The 16329-nt window shown below is 73.3% G+C and carries 13 protein-coding genes; 8 read left to right on the top strand and 5 right to left on the bottom strand.

Translation table 11 applies throughout. The annotated features are described in order from the left end of the window. Positions 1–4: 4 nt before the first annotated feature. From ACIQU3_RS35800 to ACIQU3_RS35810, 3 genes are all read right to left on the bottom strand, one after another. Positions 5–853, bottom strand: a complete 849-nt coding sequence (locus ACIQU3_RS35800; RefSeq protein WP_403743639.1) for an SMP-30/gluconolactonase/LRE family protein — start codon at positions 851–853, stop codon at positions 5–7. Then, positions 850–1623 (bottom strand): IclR family transcriptional regulator, encoded by a 774-nt coding sequence (locus tag ACIQU3_RS35805; protein ID WP_366715570.1) that lies wholly within the window; start codon positions 1621–1623, stop codon positions 850–852. Before ACIQU3_RS35805 ends, ACIQU3_RS35800 begins: the two co-directional genes overlap by 4 nt. Before the next feature lie 222 nt (positions 1624–1845). Next, entirely contained in the window at positions 1846–2805 is a 960-nt protein-coding gene (locus ACIQU3_RS35810) for a trypsin-like serine peptidase (RefSeq protein WP_403743636.1), read from the bottom strand. A gap of 311 nt (positions 2806–3116) precedes the next feature. On the opposite strand from ACIQU3_RS35810, the gene ACIQU3_RS35815 reads away from it, so the two are divergent. Together ACIQU3_RS35815 and ACIQU3_RS35820 are read left to right on the top strand one after the other, a co-directional pair. Continuing rightward, the gene (locus tag ACIQU3_RS35815; RefSeq protein WP_403743632.1) at positions 3117–4757 is read left to right on the top strand and encodes a M6 family metalloprotease domain-containing protein; all 1641 of its coding nucleotides are present in this window, start codon (positions 3117–3119) and stop codon (positions 4755–4757) included. Positions 4758–4915: 158 nt separating this feature from the next. Continuing rightward, positions 4916–5221 (top strand): hypothetical protein, encoded by a 306-nt coding sequence (locus tag ACIQU3_RS35820; protein ID WP_403743630.1) that lies wholly within the window; start codon positions 4916–4918, stop codon positions 5219–5221. 145 nt (positions 5222–5366) lie between these two features. Here ACIQU3_RS35820 and ACIQU3_RS35825 read toward each other — a convergent pair whose 3' ends face one another. Both ACIQU3_RS35825 and ACIQU3_RS35830 read right to left on the bottom strand, forming a co-directional pair. Then, positions 5367–6620 carry a PucR family transcriptional regulator gene (locus tag ACIQU3_RS35825; protein WP_403743628.1) on the bottom strand — a complete coding sequence of 418 codons (1254 nt, stop codon included), beginning with the start codon at positions 6618–6620 and terminating at the stop codon, positions 5367–5369. A gap of 2 nt (positions 6621–6622) precedes the next feature. After that, positions 6623–6775: a hypothetical protein gene (locus tag ACIQU3_RS35830; RefSeq protein ID WP_403743626.1), complete on the bottom strand. Its 153-nt coding sequence runs from the start codon at positions 6773–6775 to the stop codon at positions 6623–6625. 214 nt (positions 6776–6989) lie between these two features. On the opposite strand from ACIQU3_RS35830, the gene ACIQU3_RS35835 reads away from it, so the two are divergent. The 6 genes from ACIQU3_RS35835 (at position 6990) to ACIQU3_RS35860 (ending at position 16319) form a co-directional block, all read left to right on the top strand. Continuing rightward, positions 6990–7985: a DUF3068 domain-containing protein gene (locus ACIQU3_RS35835; RefSeq protein ID WP_403743624.1), complete on the top strand. Its 996-nt coding sequence runs from the start codon at positions 6990–6992 to the stop codon at positions 7983–7985. 217 nt (positions 7986–8202) lie between these two features. Next, positions 8203–9354 (top strand): glycosyltransferase family 4 protein, encoded by a 1152-nt coding sequence (locus tag ACIQU3_RS35840; RefSeq protein WP_403743622.1) that lies wholly within the window; start codon positions 8203–8205, stop codon positions 9352–9354. Next, positions 9351–10157: a class I SAM-dependent methyltransferase gene (locus tag ACIQU3_RS35845; protein WP_403743620.1), complete on the top strand. Its 807-nt coding sequence runs from the start codon at positions 9351–9353 to the stop codon at positions 10155–10157. The genes ACIQU3_RS35840 and ACIQU3_RS35845 overlap by 4 nt, the downstream gene beginning before the upstream one ends. Then, positions 10154–14329, top strand: coding sequence for an alpha-(1->3)-arabinofuranosyltransferase family protein (locus tag ACIQU3_RS35850; RefSeq protein WP_403929848.1), 4176 nt, complete (start codon positions 10154–10156; stop codon positions 14327–14329). The genes ACIQU3_RS35845 and ACIQU3_RS35850 overlap by 4 nt, the downstream gene beginning before the upstream one ends. Continuing rightward, positions 14326–15576: a condensation protein gene (locus tag ACIQU3_RS35855; protein WP_403743613.1), complete on the top strand. Its 1251-nt coding sequence runs from the start codon at positions 14326–14328 to the stop codon at positions 15574–15576. Before ACIQU3_RS35850 ends, ACIQU3_RS35855 begins: the two co-directional genes overlap by 4 nt. Beyond that, positions 15573–16319, top strand: a complete 747-nt coding sequence (locus ACIQU3_RS35860; protein ID WP_403743611.1) for a class I SAM-dependent methyltransferase — start codon at positions 15573–15575, stop codon at positions 16317–16319. The genes ACIQU3_RS35855 and ACIQU3_RS35860 overlap by 4 nt, the downstream gene beginning before the upstream one ends. The last annotated feature ends 10 nt before the right edge of the window (positions 16320–16329 follow it).

Here is a 16329-nt window from a genome sequence, read left to right on the forward strand (position 1 = left end):
CTCGTCAGCCGGCGAACGCGGGCTGTGCCAGTCCCTTGCCCGCCCCCGGCACCACGAACAGGGACCCCGCCAGCGCGGGCGGCTCGGCCAGTCCCGCCCGGGCGGTCGTCACGTACAGGTCGGTCAGCCCGTCCCCGCCGAACGCGCACGCCGTCACCAGCGGCACCGGCAGCCCGATCACCCGGTCCAGCTCACCGTCGGGCGTGTACCGCCGCACCGCCGACCCCTGCCACAGGGCGACCCACACGCACCCCTCGGCGTCCACGGTGAGCCCGTCCGGGAAGCCCGCGTCCTCCTCGACGACGGCGAGGGTCCGCCGTCCGGAGAGCCGCCCGTCCGCGTGGTCGAAGACGTCCACGCGCCGGGTCGGGGTGTCGATGTAGTACATGAGCCGCCCGTCGGGGCTCCACCCCGTGCCGTTGCTGACGGCCACGTCGTCGAGCACGACCTCGGTCGTGCCGTCGCCGGTGAGGCGGGACAGGGTGCCTCCGCCCGGCGCCTCGTCGTAGCGCATGGTGCCCGCCCACAGCGCGCCGTCGGGTGCGACGGCCGCGTCGTTGGCGCGGCGGCCGGGGACCGGCTCGTGGTGCAGCCAGCGGAAGGTGCCGTCGGGGTCGAGGAGGCCGACCCCGTCGCGCAGGTTCAGCACCATTCCGCCGCCGGCGCGCGGCTTGGCGGCGCCGACGTGCTGTTCCGTGCGGCGCAGGGTGCGGCGCCCGGTGGCCGGGTCGTAGGTGTGCAGGCGGGAGCCGAGGATGTCGATCCACAGCAGCCGGCCGGCCGCCGCGTCCCAGGTGGGTCCCTCGCCCAGCTCGGCCTCGGCCCGCACCGCGACCTCCCAGGACGTGGTCATGCCACGCCCCGGTGACCGAGGTGCTCGGACAGCTCGGCGGCACCCTTGGCGGCGAGCTGCTCCAGCTCGGCCCGGCGCTCCTCGCTCCAGCGGATCATGGGCACGGAGATCGACAGGGCGGCGACGACCTGCCCGGTGCGGTCGCGGACCGGCGCGGCCACACAGGACACGTCCGGGTTGGACTCGCGGTTCTCCACGGCGAGGCCGCGCTCACGGATCTCGGCCAGGGCCTCGCGCAGCGCGGCCGGGTCGGTGATGCTGTTGGGAGTCATCGCGACCAGCTCGGCACCGTCCGGGATCCGCGCGGTGAGCTCCGGCTCCGGAAGGGAGGCCAGCAGCATCTTGCCGACGGAGGTGCAGTGGGCGGGCAGCCTGCGCCCGGCCGCCGACACCATCCGCACGGCGTGCGTGGAGTCGACCTTGGCGATGTAGATGACGTCCGTGTCCTCCAGGATCGCCACGTGCACGGTCTCGTCGCAGGTCTCGGCGACGGACCGGGCGACCTGCTGGCCCTCGGCGGCGAGGTCGAGCTGCTCGGAGTAGCGGGCTCCGAGCTGGTACGGGCGTACGCCGAGCCGGTAGCGTCCGGGCTGGCCGGGCACCGGGACGATGTACTTCCGGGCGGCGAGCGTGGTCACCAGCTCGTGCACGGTGGTGCGCGGCAGCTGGAGCCGGCGCACGATGTCGGGGGCGGAGAGCGTCCCGTCCCCGTCGAGAAAGAGCTCGAGAATGTCGAGAGCCCGGGTCACGGCTGGTACGAGGCGTCCCACGACCGGCCCCCTCCCTATACGTCTCAGGCGCCTGTGTTCGAGATTTCAACAGGCGATCGGCATGACGAACACAGGCTAGCCATAGAGGTATGCCCGGGCAATGGGCAGAGGCACGCAAGGGACCGGGACACGCATCGGGCGAAGGCCCGCCCGGCACGGACGCGCACCGGCAGGGGCCGCGTTCCTGCGGCGGCTCCTGCCGGTGCACAGGCGGGCCGTGGATCAGGGGAAGTCGGCCCTGGCCTTGTTGACGAGCCGGGTCAGGTTGTTGCCTCCGGCGATGGCGTTGTAGTTGCCGAAGACACCGCCGTTGGCGCCGGCGCTGGCCACACCGACCACGAACGGGCCCTCCGGCCAGAAGCCGAAGACCGGGCTGCCCGACATGCCCTTGAGGAAGTCACCGGTCTTGGTGATCAGCATGCGGCCGCCGCCGAGGTCGAAGTCGTCCTCGTCGAGGAAGAAGCCGGTCTGGAAGTTCGCCGCCGTGGCGTGCAGGAGCGGCTCGTAGGCGATGTTGAACCAGTTCGCGGTCTCGTTGTCCCAGCCGGAGTCGTAGGTGCGGCAGCCGAAGAATCCGAAGCCGTCACCCAGCCTGCGGTCCAGCATCACGATCGCGTAGTCGTCGTCGGCGTTGCTGTACGTCACGTCCACGATGTGCTCGTAGGCCATGATGTGGGTCCCGCCCGCGCTCGCGAGCTGGGTGGATCCCTGGATCAGGCTGACGGAGACGGTGAGTGCCTGCCAGTCGATGACGTGACTCGCGGTCAGCACGTGCCGCGGCCCGATCAGTGCGCCGGACCCGTTACCCGAGCCGGAGAACACCCGGCAGGCCAGCACCCAGGGGAAGGTGCGGTCGTCGTAGGGCCGCCGGCCGTCGGGGTTGAAGACCAGGAGCGGTTCCAGTTCCTGCCCGGCGAAGACGAGCTGCGGGGGCTCGCCGACCGGGAAGCGGTTCGGTTCGAGTCGGATGCCGTCCTGCCCGGTCGGCATCGACGGCGCGAGGTCGGGCGCAGCCGTTTCGCCCGCCGCCGCGGCCCGCACGGGGACGACCGTCGACTTGGGCAGTTCGGCCGGCTTGAAGCCGTTGGGGTCCGCAGTGTCGTGCTGCGGGACCTGGAGGGGGGAGGTGCGGATCTCCGCGGCGGAGAGCGGAGGGCGGTTCGAGTCCGGGGTGCCAGGCATGGGGGTGCTCCACACAGGAGTGTGTCACTGGAGCGGCGCTGGGGGTGGTGAGTGCGAGGGCCCGCGCCGGGGATCGGGGGCGACCCGATGAAGTTGAATGTTGTGCCGTCCTGTTGAGGACTTCGCGCGGGCGGAGCTGCCCGGCGTTCCCTTCCATCAAACCTCGGATCGGACCGGCGCGCACATGCACACCGAGGGCCCCGCGACGGGGAGATGGACCGCGCGGGGCGGCCGGCCGCTGCGGTTGCGACGGCTCGGGCAGCGTGCGTCACTGGCCGAAACCCGACCTTCCCACTTCGAGGGGCACCACCATGTCCGACCATCTCCCCCGCCGTATGGGCGCCGTCGCCGTCCGGTCCGACTTCTGCGCCGTCTCCCCGAGTCCCGAACTGCGTGAGCGGCTCCAGGAGGAGCGGCTGCGCATCGAGTCCGCCTCGCCGCTGGGCGGCCAGTTCGTCGTGGGCGGCGAGCCGCACCACCCCGGCTTCAACGACGGCACGATCAAGCCACCCGACGAGTTCCCCGTGGGCACACCCCGGGAGTCCATCGCCGCAGCGGCCGCCGAACGCGCCCCGCTCACCGGCGCGGTACGCGTGGTCGTCATCCTCGCCGACTTCGCCGACAAGGAGATGACGGCCACTCAGGAACACTTCGAGGAGCTGTTCTTCTCCCTCGGCTCGATGCCGCACGGCAGTGTCCGGGAGTACTTCCGGGAGGCGACGCACGGTCTGGTCGACATCGTCGGCGAGGTCGTCGGCCCGGTGAGGCTGCCGAAGAAGCTGTCGTTCTACGCCAACGGCAACTTCGGCATCGGCCGGCCCTCCGGGGAGGCCCGTGCGCAGCTGATGGCCCGGGACACCGCGATCACCGCCGACCCGCAGATCAACTACGCCCCGTACGACAACGACGGCAACGGGTTCGTCGACGCGTTCATCGTCGTGCACGCGGGGCGGGGCGGCGAGGTCACCGGTGACCCCGGGGACATCTGGTCGCACAAGTGGGTCCTGCCGGACGCCTACAACGCCGACGGCGCACGGATCTTCGCCTACCTCACCATCCCCGAGGACGCCAGGATCGGTGTCTGCGCCCATGAGCTGGGGCACCTCGTCTTCGGCTTCCCGGACCTGTACGACATCGACGGCTCGTCCGAGGGCGTCGGCAACTGGTGCCTGATGGGCGGCGGTTCCTGGGGCGGCGGTGGTGACGTCCCGACGCATCCGTCGGCCTGGTGCAAGATCGACCAGGGCTGGGCGACGGTCGCCAACGTCACCGGTTCCACGACGCTGTCCCTGCCCGACGTGAAGAACAGCCACCAGGTGCACCGGTTGTGGACCGGGGGGCTGCCGGGCAGCGAGTACTTCCTGCTCGAGAACCGCCAGCGCACGGGGTACGACGCCTCGCTGCCGGGCGACGGGCTGCTGATCTGGCACATCGACGAGCACCAGCCGGACAACTCCGACGAGACCCACTACATGGTGGGTCTGGTGCAGGCGGACGACGAGCGGGAGCTGGAGCTCGGGGCCAACCGCGGCGACGCCGGGGACGCCTATCCCGGCAGCTCCGGCAACACCGCGTTCGGCCCGTCCACCGCACCGAGTTCGCACTCCTACGCGGGCGCCGCGACCGGTGTGTCCGTCAGCGGCATCTCCGCCTCCGGCCCCACGATGACGGCCGCCGTCGGGGTCACCGTGCCGGGTCCCGTCCACATGCCGGTCCACTCCGGCGCGGGGCGCGCGGCACCGGCGGGCAGGACCGGGCCGGCAGAGACCGGGCTGGCCGAGACGGTCCACGCCCTCCAGGCCCGGCTCGACGCTCTGGAGCAGCGGATGAGCGCCTCCGCGCGCGGGCCCGAACCGTTCACCGAGGCGGGTTCGCAGCCGGAGCTCAACGGTGCGCCGCGTGCGGCGAATTCGACCGGGGGCGGCGTGGGGCACTCGTACCGTCGGCCGTAGGTCGTAGGCCGTCTCCGCAGAGCCCCGTCCTCCGTCCGGAGGGCGGGCCCCCGCGGCGTCCGGTGCGGAGAGCGCACGGGCCGGGCGTCGCGCGGCGGGCGGGACTCGGCGGACACGGGCCGCGGCCGGCAGTCGGCGGACACACGGAGGTGACCGGGATGGTGCAGGCGATCGAGAATCTCACCGCGTTGGACACCCGGGTGGTCGCCTCCGGTCCGCACCCGCGGCTGGACGGCTGGGACCGGCTGCTCGTCGACGTGCTCGACGCCCGGCCGGTCCCCGGCTACGCCGACCTGCTGTCCCGGTACGTGGGCGAGCGCCTGGAACTCGCGGTGCCCGGCGCACTGGTGGAGGGCCTGCCGCCGGGAACCGTCATCCGGCTCAGGGCGAGACTCGCGGGGGGCCGCGCGATGGCCGAGAAGCAGCCCCCACCCGGCACATTCGTGACAGAACCACCCCGCTGAGAGACACCCGGCCGAGAAGCAGCCCCCACCCGGCACATACGTGACAGAACCACCCCACTGAGAGACACCCGGCCGAGAAGCAGCCCCCACCCGGCACGTTCGTGACCGGAGCCGCCCCGATGAGAAGCGCCCGCCGAGGTGTGGCTCACGCTCGTTTCCGTCGCTCCGCCGTCACCCCCAGCTCGCCCCGCAGCCGCTGTGCCCGCAGCACCAGTTCCAGTTCGAAGCGGCGGTCCGGGTCGTCGATCTCGTCGCCCCACAGTTCGCGGATCTGGCGCAGGCGGTAGCGGACCGTCTGGGGGTGGACGCCGAGGCGGGCGGCGACCTCCGGGGCGCCGCCGCGGGTCTCCAGCCACGCCAGGAGGGTCTCGGCGAGGCGGCGGCCGTGCGTGGGGCCGCAGTGGGTCAGGGGGGCCAGGCACCTGAGGGCCAGGTCGTCGATGAGTTCCTCGGGCTGGAGGAGGACCAGGGCCTCGGTGTGTTCGGTGCAGTGGAGGACCTCGCCGGAGGGGAGGAGGTCGCGTTCCATCAGACGGACCGCCGCCTCCGCCCAGCGCAGCGACTTCGCCGCGTCGGTGAGCGGGACCGGTGGGCCGATCGCGCCGGACCAGCCGGCCAGGGCCCGGTGCAGGAGCTCGGGGCGGCCCGCGGCGTCCGGCTCGGGCACGACCATGCGGGGCTGCTCGTACTCCATGTCGAGCAGGACGCCCTGACCGACCGCGGGGGCCATCGCCTCCCGGGCCGGGCGGAGCAGCACGCCGACCGCGACCTTCGCCGGTAAGGGCCAGCCGATGCGGGCGGCGCGTTCGGTCAGGGCCTCGGCGGGGTCGCCGCGGTGGTGCTCGGCGAGGAGCAGCTCCATCAGGCGGCGTTGCAGGCGCAGACGTTCGCCCGCCTGGCGGGCGGCGGCCTCGGCGTAGCCGCGTACGGACTGGTCGACCAGTCCGTCGAGGTACTCGTAGCCCGCGTCGACGAGTTCGTACATGGCCGGGGGCGGGATCTCCACGCGCTGGCCGATGTCGGCGAAGCGGCGCCAGGCCAGGCGTACCCCCATGCGGTAGACGGCCTGGAGGGAGTCGAGGGAGCGGCCGTTGAGGCCCTCGCCGCGGCCGAAGTCCTGGAAGACGCCCGGCGGGACGGTCGGGCGCCCCTCCGAGTGCTCCAGGTGCTGCACGAACACCTCGATGGCGCGCCGGATGCCGACCAGGGCCATCGGCTCGCCGGAGTCGTCGAGGACGACGGGCAGGTGCGGGTACTCGCGCTGGATCTCGCGGAGGATCTCTTCGGCGAGCTCGGGCGCCTCGGCCATGGCGATCGCGGCGAACCGGCGCACCTGGAAGCGCGGTACGTCGTGCCAGGCCGAGCGCGTCGTGACGGCTGCGGTGCGGGCGGCCGTCACCGTCAACTCCCCTGACTGTCTTGTTCGTACGTGATCAGAGGGGTGTTCGGTTGGTCGGGTGTGGCTTCGAGCAGCGCGACCACGCCCAGCGCGGCGCCCACGGCGAGGGCGGCGGAGAGCGCGACGGTCAGTGCGGCAGCGAGCAGTCTTGACATCGCAGGGTCAGCCTCTCTGTCCGGATTCGTCCGGAGATCGTCCGGAGGTTGCCCCACCCCGGCACCCCGTCCCTGCCTGTCGCGCCCAGTCTCGACAAGCATTGACACCCCGTCAAGAGCGGCCTACGGTTCCCGGCCCAGCCGCACGCGCGCTTCTCGCTGCCGTGCCGGCCCTCTCGTACGTCGAGCCGTCCCAAGCCACTGGAGTGCCCGGATGCGCCGTACAACCTCCCCCTTTTCCCTGGTCCTGCTGGGTCTCGGCACGTTCCTGCTGGTGCTGGCGCCACTGCTCGCCTGGTACGTGGAACCGCGTGCCGCGGTCAACCCGATCGACATCGACACGACCGCCGTCTACACCGGCCGGGGCAGCGTCTTCGACACCGACCGGATCGAGACGGTGCCCGACCGGAAGATCACCGTGACGCAGCGGGTGCGGGGCAACGTCGAGGACAGCGAACGCAGCGGCAACGCCGTGTGGGACGTGACGACCACGGTCGACACCGACAAGTCGCTGCCGGCCGCCGATCCGCACGACGCGCTGGACTTCGTGCCGCACCGCTGGGTGATGGACCGCCGGACCACGCGGCCGGTGCACTGCTGCGGGGAGAAGCCGTACATCGAGGGCGAGGCGTACCTGAAGTTCCCCTTCGACGTGCAGAAACGCTCCTACCAGTGGTGGGACAACTCCCTCGGCGACACGGTCGTGCTGCGCTACCGGGGCACCGCGAAGATCCAGGGCTACACCGGCTACCGGTTCACCGGCTCCGTGCCGCCGACGCGGACCGGCACGCGCATGGTGCCCGGCAGCCTCGTCGACCAGCCGAAGCGGCCGCAGGTGCTGGCCGAGGAGTGGTACTCCAACCACGGCTTCGAGCTGGTCGTGGACCAGGCGACGGGCCGCGTGCTCTACGCCCGGACCGGCCCCCGGCGGACGCTGCGGGCGCCGGACGGGAAGAAGGACGCGGCGGTGCTGCTGGACAGCCGGAAGGTGTCGTTCACGACCGCTACGCAGAAGGAGGCGGTGCGCCAGGCGAAGCGGGACAGCGGGCAGCTGCGGCTGGTGGGCACGACGCTGCCGATCGGGGCCGCGGCGGCCGGCTTCGTGCTGGCGGTGGTGGGGGGTGCTCTCGTGACGCGTGGGCGGAAGGAGCCGGAGAACCCCGTTCCGACGGAAAGGTCCGATTCACCCCAGCCCACCCTCACGATGTGATGTGACGTCAGCTCCAACAAAGCCCGAAATTGTCACGTCGGTGAGTAGCCCTGGCGAACGTCCGGGCGAAAACTGTCCAACCCCACCCGAGCACATCCCGTCCACACTCCCCTCCCAGGAAGGGCTCAGGCCCCCCACAGGCCGCCCTCTGCGACGACCGCATCGCCCACGTCTTCCCCACGCTGAGTTCCGCACCCCGAGACGAGTTGGAGCACCCATGCCCCAGCACGTACCGTCCGCCCTGCGCGCCGCGTCCCCGGGCGCACGGCAGCACCCTCCGGCGCTCCCCCCACATCCGCGCCGGATCGTCTTCCTCGCCCACCGTGATCTGGGCAACTCCTCAGCCGGCGGCTCCGAGCTGCTGGTCGACAGACTCGCCGACGGCCTGACCCGCCTGGGCCACCAGGTGACCCTGCTGTGCGGGGGACCCGCGGCCCTGCGCGACTACCGGGTCGTGTCGGCGGGCGGCCCGTACGGGCACTACCTGCGCGCCAGATCGGCCTTCACACGCCGGGTCGGCGACTGCGATCTGCTGGTCGAGGTGTGCAACGGCATGCCGTACCTGGCGCCGTTGTGGCACCGGGGGCCCACCCTGTGTCTGGTCAACCACGTCCACACGGACCTGTGGAGGATGCGCTTCGGCGGGCCGCTGGCGCCGGCGGCACGGATCGGCCGAAGACTCGAGCACTGGGCCCTGACCGGCGCGCAGCAGCGGAACCTGCTCGTCGCCGTGTCCTCCTCGACCGCCCACGCGCTGCGGGCGATCGGGGTCGAGCGGGACCGCATCAGGGTCGTGCACAACGGGGTCGAGGAGCCGGGCCCGAGGGCCGACCGCTCGGCCGAGCCGCTGTTCGTCGCCGTCGGGCGGCTGGTCGAGTACAAGCGGGTCGATCTGCTGTTGCGGCTCTGGGAGCGGGTGCGGCCGGTGACCGGCGGCCGGCTGGTGATCGTCGGTGACGGGCCGGAGCGGGAACGCCTGGAGCGGCTCGCCGGTCCGGGGGTGGAGTTCACCGGGTACGTGACGGAGGCGGAGAAGCACCGACTGCTGTGCGCGGCCTGGCTGTTGCTGCATCCGTCCGCGGTGGAGGGCTGGGGTCTGGTCGTGACGGAGGCCGCGGCCCGGGAGACGCCGAGTGTGGCCTTCGACGTGCCGGGGCTCAAGGACTCCGTGGTGGACGGCGAGACCGGGATCCTCGCGCGCGGTGAGTCGTCGTTCGCCGCGGCGTGGTGCGCGCTGACGCTGTCCGGGCGGCAACGGGAGCTGATGGGCAAGGCGGCCCGGGAGCGTGCGGCGCAGTTCCGGTGGGACCGGACCGTGCGGCAGTTCAGGGCCGTCGCCACGGAGGCGGTGAAGGGCTGGGCCCCGTGACACCGTCCACCCGCCCGCGCGGCGGAGCCGCACACGTCACCGCCCCTGGCCCGGAAGGCGCCTCGCGGCGCCTCGGCTGGAGGGATCCGTCCTTCCGGCGTTCCCTCGCCCTGTTCCGCGCGTTCCGCCGCGAGCAGGAGGACCCCGAGGCCTGCTACGCCCTGCTGGCCCGCGACGCCGCCGATCAGGTCGAGGCCTACGACGGACCCGTGGCCGGGCGCACCGTCCTCGACGTCGGTGGCGGCAGCGGGTACTTCACCGAGGAGTTCAGGCGGCGCGGGGCGCACGCGTTCCTCTTCGAGCCCGACCCGGCCGAGCTCGGCGGGAAACCTCCCGCCGCGGCGGTCGTCGCCGACGGGTACCTGCTGCCGCTGCGGGACGGCGTCGCGGACGTCACCTTCTCCTCCAACGTGCTGGAGCACGTGGCCGATCCGGAGACGTTCCTCAGCGAGCTGGCCCGGGTGACGCGGCCGGGCGGGCTGATCTACGTGTCGTTCACCAACTGGCTGTCACCGTGGGGCGGGCACGAGTGGGCCCCGTGGCACTGGTTCGGCGCCGAGCGGGCCCGGGCCCGCTACCTGCGGCGGACGGGCCGGCCGGCCAAGCACACCCTCGGCGAGAACCTGTTCGCGGTGCACATCGGCTCCACCCTGCGGCAGGTGCGCGCCCGGGACGACGTCACGCTCGTCTCGGCGCGTTCCCGCTACTGGCCGTTCCTCGCGGAGACCGTCGTCAAGGCGCCCGGCATCCGTGAGTTCGCCACCTGGAACCTCCTCCTCATTCTGCGGCGGTGTCCTACATGACAACCACGGTCCAGGCTCCTCCCCCGGCAGCCGTCCCCACCACCGCGACCACCTCGGGCCCGCCCGACGGGCCGCGGTCGCGACGTTGGCTGCTGGGTTTCTGGGCCGTGGTGTTCGTGTTGTTCCTCGCGGTGCGGCCCGGGCGGCAGACCTTCGACACCAAGCTCGGGGTCACGGTCGACCCGGGGCGGTTCCTCGCCGATCTGGGCCAGTTGTGGCACGACCGGGCCGGGTTCGGCGGGATCCAGGACCAGTACGTCGGCTATCTGTGGCCGATGCTGCCGTTCCACTGGCTGTGCGACCTCGTGCGGCTGCCGGTGTGGCTGGCGGAGCGGCTGTGGCTGTCGCTGATCGTGTCGGTCGCCTTCTGGGGGGCGTTGCGGCTGGCGGAGCGGCTGCGGGTGGGCAGTGGGGCGTCCCGGCTGCTGGGGGCGGTGGCGTACGCGCTCTGGCCGGTGTTCACCACCGTCATCGGGTCGACGTCTGCCGCGGCGCTGCCCGGGGCGTTCCTGCCGTGGGTGCTGCTGCCGCTGACGAACGAGCGCTTCGCAGCCCGGGTCGCGGCCCTGCGGTCGGCACTGCTGGTGCCGTTCATGGGCGGGGTCAACGCGTCGGCGACCCTGGCCTCCCTGCTGCCGGCCGGGCTGTACCTGCTGTCCCGGCCGCCCGGCCCGCGCCGGCGCAAGCTGATCGCCTGGTGGGCCCCGGCCGTGATCGTGGTGACCGCCTGGTGGTGGGTGCCGCTGCTGCTGCTCGGCGTGTACGGCGAGAACTTCCTCCCCTACATAGAGACCGCGCGGACGACGACGGACACCATGTCGGCGACCGAGGCACTGCGCGGGGCCGGCAACTGGGTCGCCTATCTGCACCTCGGTGAGGCGTGGCTGCCGGCCGGCTGGGCCGTGGCCTCCTCCGTCGTCGTGATCGTGTGCTCGGCGCTCGCCGCCGGACTCGGCCTCGCCGGGCTCGCCCGGCGGGACATGCCCGAGCGGCGGTGGCTGGTGCTGACGGTGCTCGTTGCCGTGCCGGTTCTGCTCGCCGGGTACGGCGGGGCGTTCGGGGCGCCGTTCCACGGGGTGGTGCAGGGCTGGCTGGACGGGTGGCTGTCGCCGTTCAGGAACATCTACAAGTTCCAGGCCGGCGTGGCGCTGGCGCTCGTACTCGGTCTGGCGCATCTGGTGGGGGTGGCCGCCGAGCCGCGCGGGGCCCGGCAGGTGCGCGGACGGCGCTTCGCCCCGCTGGTCGCGGCCGTGCTGATCCTGCCCGGGCTGCTGTGGCCGTACCTCAACGGATCGATCCTCAACCCGGGTTCGTTCCGGAAGCTCCCCACCCACTGGCAGGCCACGGCCGACTGGCTGGAGAAGTACTCGCCCGACTCGCGGGCCCTGGTCGTCCCGGCCACCGCGCACGGCCTGTACACCTGGGGCTCCCCCGTCGACCAGCCGCTCGACGTGCTCGCCGAGTCGCGGTGGGCGCAGCGCGACTACGTGCCGTTCGGCACCCCCGGCAACCGGCGCGCGATGGACGCCGTCGAGCAGGCGCTGACGTCCGGGGCCGAAGTCCCGGGGCTGGCCGACTACTTGAGCCGGGCCGGGCTGTACTACGTCGTCGTACGCAACGACCTCGACCCCGACCAGATCGGCTACGTGCCCACGACGACGGTCAAGCGCACCCTCGAACAGTCGGGGTACGAGCGGGTGACGGGGCTCGGGCCGGTGATGACCGGCGGCCGGATCGCGCAGGACGCGCCGCTCCAGGTCGAGGGGCTGTACCCGCGGCAGCGGGCCGTGGAGATCTACCGGCCGGCCGGTGAGGACGTGGTCCGGCCGGGGCAGGCGGGGCTCGCCCCGGTCGCCGACACGGCCGTGGTGTCCGGTGGGCCGGAGGCGCTGCTGCCGCTGGCGGAGCGGCTGCGCGGACGCGCGACCGTGCTGACCGGCGACAACCACCCCGGGCTGGGCACCCCGGCCGTCCAGGTGCTCGGCGACGGGCTGCGACGGGCGGACACCCGCTTCGGGCTGGTCAGCGCCGGTACGTCGTACACGTACACGCGCGACGAGCGGAACGCGCCGGACGCGCTTCAGGACCCGGGTGAGAAGCCGCGGCAGATCCTGCCCACCGAGGGCACCGATCACCAGACGGTGGCCGAACTGCGCGGCGCCCGTTCGGTGTCGGCGTCCTCCTACGGCAACTGGCTCTTCCATCTTCCGCAGTACGACCCGGTCAACGCATTCGACGGCAACCCGGACACCGCGTGGGCGGAGGGCGCGCCGGACACTCCGGACGGGCAATGGCTGCGCATCGGCTTCACCGGCCGCTATGACATGCCGTCCTCCTTCAAGGTCACTCCGCTGCCGCAGGAGAGCGTCCGTGCGGCGGCGACGAAGGTGCGGGTGGAGACCGAGAAGGGCGAGAAGACCAGTTTCCTCCAGCCGAACGGCAAGACGCAGCGGATCAAGGCGCCCGAGGGCGCGACGGGGTGGATGAAGCTGACGATCGTGGACTCCGTGGAACGCCGAAGCGGTCTCACCGGCGCCGGCTTCTCCGAGATCGGCCTGCCGGACGTGCAGGTGACCCGCCTGCTGCGGCTTCCGGCGGAGGCCGGCGACGCCGCGGCGGCCGCGACCGTCGTGTCCCTGCACCGGGCCTCCGACCCCACGGGCCTGTCCGCGACCGGCACCGAGGCGGGCCTGCACCGCCGCTTCACGACACCGGCCGCCGGGACGTACCGGGTCAAGGCGAGCGCGGTGCCCGTGCCGGGCACGGAACTCGACGAACTGCTCTACGAGGTCGCGCCCGAGCAGCGGTCCCGGATCGTCGCCACCGCCGACTCCACGGCGAGCCTCGGCGCGGGCCTCACGGCACGCAACCTCACCGACGGCGACCTGACGACGGCGTGGATCGCGGGCGACCGGCCGACGATCCACCTGCGCTGGGAGGGCAAGCAGCCGGTCGGCGAACTGGTGCTGGCCCCCGCGGGCGGCCTGTCGTCCCGCGCGTCCGAGGTGCACATCAGCTCCCCGGACGGCGCCGCCATCGCCGGGGCCGACGAGAACGGCTGGGTCCGCTTCCCGCCGATCACCACCGACCGGCTCGACATCACGATCACCCGGACGGCCCCGCTGACCCTGCACAACCCGGTCGCCGACGAGGACCTGCGCCTGCCGGTGGGCCTCACGGAGGCGTACCTCCCGTCCCTCGACCAGTACCGCACCCCGCAGCCGGACGGCACCCGGAAGTTCTCCGTGCCCTGCGGCAAGGGCCCGGTGGTGGCGCTGGACGGTGAGCTGTACGAGACGGGCGCGAAGGGGACCGTGCGGGACCTGGTGGAGCGGCGGGGCGTGGAGGTGACGCTCTGCCAGGAGGGCCGCGGCGACCCCGAGGTGCGGCTGGACGCCGGCGAGCACCGCTTGGAGGGCGGCGACGCCGGGCCGCTCGCGCTCACGGACGTGACCCTGACCCGCGGCACGGTCCCCGAGGCCGCCGTGGCCGGGCGCGACCTGCGGATCCGGGACTGGCTGGGCGACCGGCGCGCGGTGACGGTCGGCTCGGGCGCGGCCTCGTACCTGACGACGTACGAGAACTTCAACGACGGCTGGCGGGCCACGCTGAACGGCAAGGAGCTGACCCCGGTGCGCCTGGACGGCTGGCAGCAGGGCTGGCGGGTCCCGGCCGGGGCGGGTGGCCGGGTCACCCTGTCGTACGAGCCGGCCACGACCTACGACGCCGCCCTGATCGGCAGCGGCATCGGCATCGCGGTCCTGATCGGCCTGGCGCTGTGGCGCCGCCGCGCCCCCAACCCCGACGCGCCGCAGCCGGCCCCGCCGCTGCCCGGGCTGTGGCTCGGCACGGTCGCGCTGACCCTGGTCGGGGTGGTGATCGCAGGCTGGTTCGCGCTGCTGGTCCCGGCGCTGGCGCTGCTCGCCGCGCGGCGGCACACCCTGCTGGTGCCGATCGCCTTCGCCGCCCTGGCCGGGGCGGGGCTCGTCGCGGCCCTCGGCGCCGGGGAGCCGGTGGGCGCGGGCGGGGGGGCGTTCGGGCACGTGGCCCAACTGCTGGCGCTGATCGGCCTGTTCGCGGGGCTGGTGAGCCTGCGCGAGGGGCCGCCGCCGTCGGAGGCGCCGACGCGGCAGCTGCCGAGGACGGAGACCGGGGAGGGCAAGCCCGTATGACGGCACCGGTACGCATCCCGTTCCCGGTGGTGGACGAGGTGTCCCGGCACTGCCTCCAGGAGGCGGAGCCGGAGACGGTCCACATCGAGGTCCACCTCCCGGGCCCCCTCGACCACGCGCGGCTGCGCAAGGCGTTCCTGGAGGCCCTGCACCGGCATCCGCGGATCCTGATGCGGGAGGCGCGGGGGCCCTGGTACCGGCGGCGGTACGAGTGGGAGCTGACACCGGAGCCCGACGTGGAGGTGGTGTCCTTCGCCGCGCCCGGCCCGCGAGCCCTGCGGGACGCCAGGGCCCGGGCCCTCACCCACGCCCCGCCGCTGTCGGCGTCCCCGCCGATCCGGCTCGAGGTGGTGGACTCGGTCCTGCTGCTCACCATCAACCACACGGCACTGGACGGCCCGGCGTGCCTGCGCGTCCTGGCCACGGCAGCCGAGGTGTACGGGGGCCGGGACAACGCCCCGGCGGCGCCCCCGACCCGCCCGGCCGACCCCGGGCGGCGGGAGGTCCCGGACGCCCCGGCCGGCTGGTCACCCCCGGCCCGGGTGGCGCACGGAACGCCCGAACCCTCCCCCGGCAACGGCCTGCTGGTGTCCGAGCTGCCCCTCCCGCACCGCCCCAAGGGTTCCCCGTACACCGTCAACGACCAGCTCATGGTGACCACGGCCCTGACCATCGCCCACTGGAACAGGGAGCACGGCGCCCGTCCCCGCCCCCTGCGCATCACCATGCCCGTGGACGACCGGCCCCGCGACATCACGATGCCCATCGGCAACGGCACCCGCCTGGTCGAGGTCCCGTTCGCGCCGGGGGAACCGGACGTCACCGACATGCCCGCCCTGCTGCGCCGCACCGCGGAGCGGACCCGGGCCCTCAAGGCCCTTCCGCGTCCTCAACTCGGCCACGGCGCCGCCCTCCTGACCTCGCCCTGGGCGCCGGTCGCCGCCCGCGCCGCCCTCACCCGCACCCTGCGCCGGGCCGCCGCGCCCTGGACGTCGACGACCCTGCTCAGCAACATCGGCCGCATCCCCTACCCGCTGGACTTCGGGGAAGAGGCGGGCCGCGCCCACGCGGTCTGGTTCTCTGCCCCGGCCCGGATGCCACGCGGTCTGACCGTGACCACCGCCTCCACGGCCGGCCGCCTCCACCTGGCCCTGCGCTGGTCGAAGGCCCTGCTCAGCAGCGGTGACGGCGCCCACCTCCGCGATCTCTTCGAGCACTACCTGCACACCACGGAGGTGACCGGGTGACGACACCGACCACGACCGGCCCCCCACCCCGCGACCTGCGCGACTTCTACGAGAACCCCGCCGTGCCGGTCGCCTCCGGCACCCCGCGCAGTCTCCGTCAGGCCAGGATGCTGGCCCGCGCCCTGAACAGCCCGGCGAGCGCGCGCCCGCAGACGATCCTCGACATCGGCTGCGGGGACGGCACCGCCGCCGCCACCGCCGCCCCGCTCCTGCCGGGTCACCGCGTCATCGGCGTCGACTGGTCCCAGGACGCCCTGCGCCGCGCCCGCACCCGCATCCCGTACGCGGTGCGCGGCGAACTCACCGGCGGTGGACTGCCGTTCGCGTCCGGGTCGGCCGACGCGGTGCTGTTCAGCGAGGTCGTCGAGCACCTCGTCGACCCGGACGCGGCCCTCGACGAGATCCGGCGGATCCTGCGCCCCGGCGGGCATCTGATGCTGTCCACGCCGAACCTCGCCGCCTGGTACAACCGCGGCCTGCTGCTGGCCGGTGTGCAGCCGGTGTTCTCGGAGGTCAGCCTGCGCGGCATCCACGGCCGCCCGGGCAAGGAGGTCGTGGGCCACCTGCGGCTCTACACCGCCCGGGCGCTCAAGGAGTTCGTCGCCGCGTCCGGGTTCACCGTCGAACGGCTCGAAGGGGCCCCCTTCCACGGTGTGCCGCGCCCGCTGCGGCCGCTGGACCGGCTGGCCTGCGCCCGGCCGCAGCTCGCGTCGATCCTGCTGCTGCACGCCAGGAGGACGTAGCCCATGTGGT

Origin of the sequence: Streptomyces sp. NPDC101110, from assembly GCF_044759525.1 — a bacterium.
Classification (GTDB): domain Bacteria; phylum Actinomycetota; class Actinomycetes; order Streptomycetales; family Streptomycetaceae; genus Streptomyces.

Bases quoted from the DNA above. Each gene is read 5' to 3' on its own strand.
- ACIQU3_RS35800 (WP_403743639.1), bottom strand. From the start codon at position 853: ATGACCACGTCCTGGGAGGTCGCGGTGCGGGCCGAGGCCGAGCTGGGC.
- ACIQU3_RS35835 (WP_403743624.1), top strand. From the start codon at position 6,990: ATGCGCCGTACAACCTCCCCCTTTTCCCTGGTCCTGCTGGGTCTCGGC.
- ACIQU3_RS35820 (WP_403743630.1), top strand. From the start codon at position 4,916: ATGGTGCAGGCGATCGAGAATCTCACCGCGTTGGACACCCGGGTGGTC.
- ACIQU3_RS35855 (WP_403743613.1), top strand. From the start codon at position 14,326: ATGACGGCACCGGTACGCATCCCGTTCCCGGTGGTGGACGAGGTGTCC.
- ACIQU3_RS35815 (WP_403743632.1), top strand. From the start codon at position 3,117: ATGTCCGACCATCTCCCCCGCCGTATGGGCGCCGTCGCCGTCCGGTCC.
- ACIQU3_RS35840 (WP_403743622.1), top strand. From the start codon at position 8,203: ATGCCCCAGCACGTACCGTCCGCCCTGCGCGCCGCGTCCCCGGGCGCA.
- ACIQU3_RS35810 (WP_403743636.1), bottom strand. From the start codon at position 2,805: ATGCCTGGCACCCCGGACTCGAACCGCCCTCCGCTCTCCGCCGCGGAG.
- ACIQU3_RS35850 (WP_403929848.1), top strand. From the start codon at position 10,154: ATGACAACCACGGTCCAGGCTCCTCCCCCGGCAGCCGTCCCCACCACC.
- ACIQU3_RS35830 (WP_403743626.1), bottom strand. From the start codon at position 6,775: ATGTCAAGACTGCTCGCTGCCGCACTGACCGTCGCGCTCTCCGCCGCC.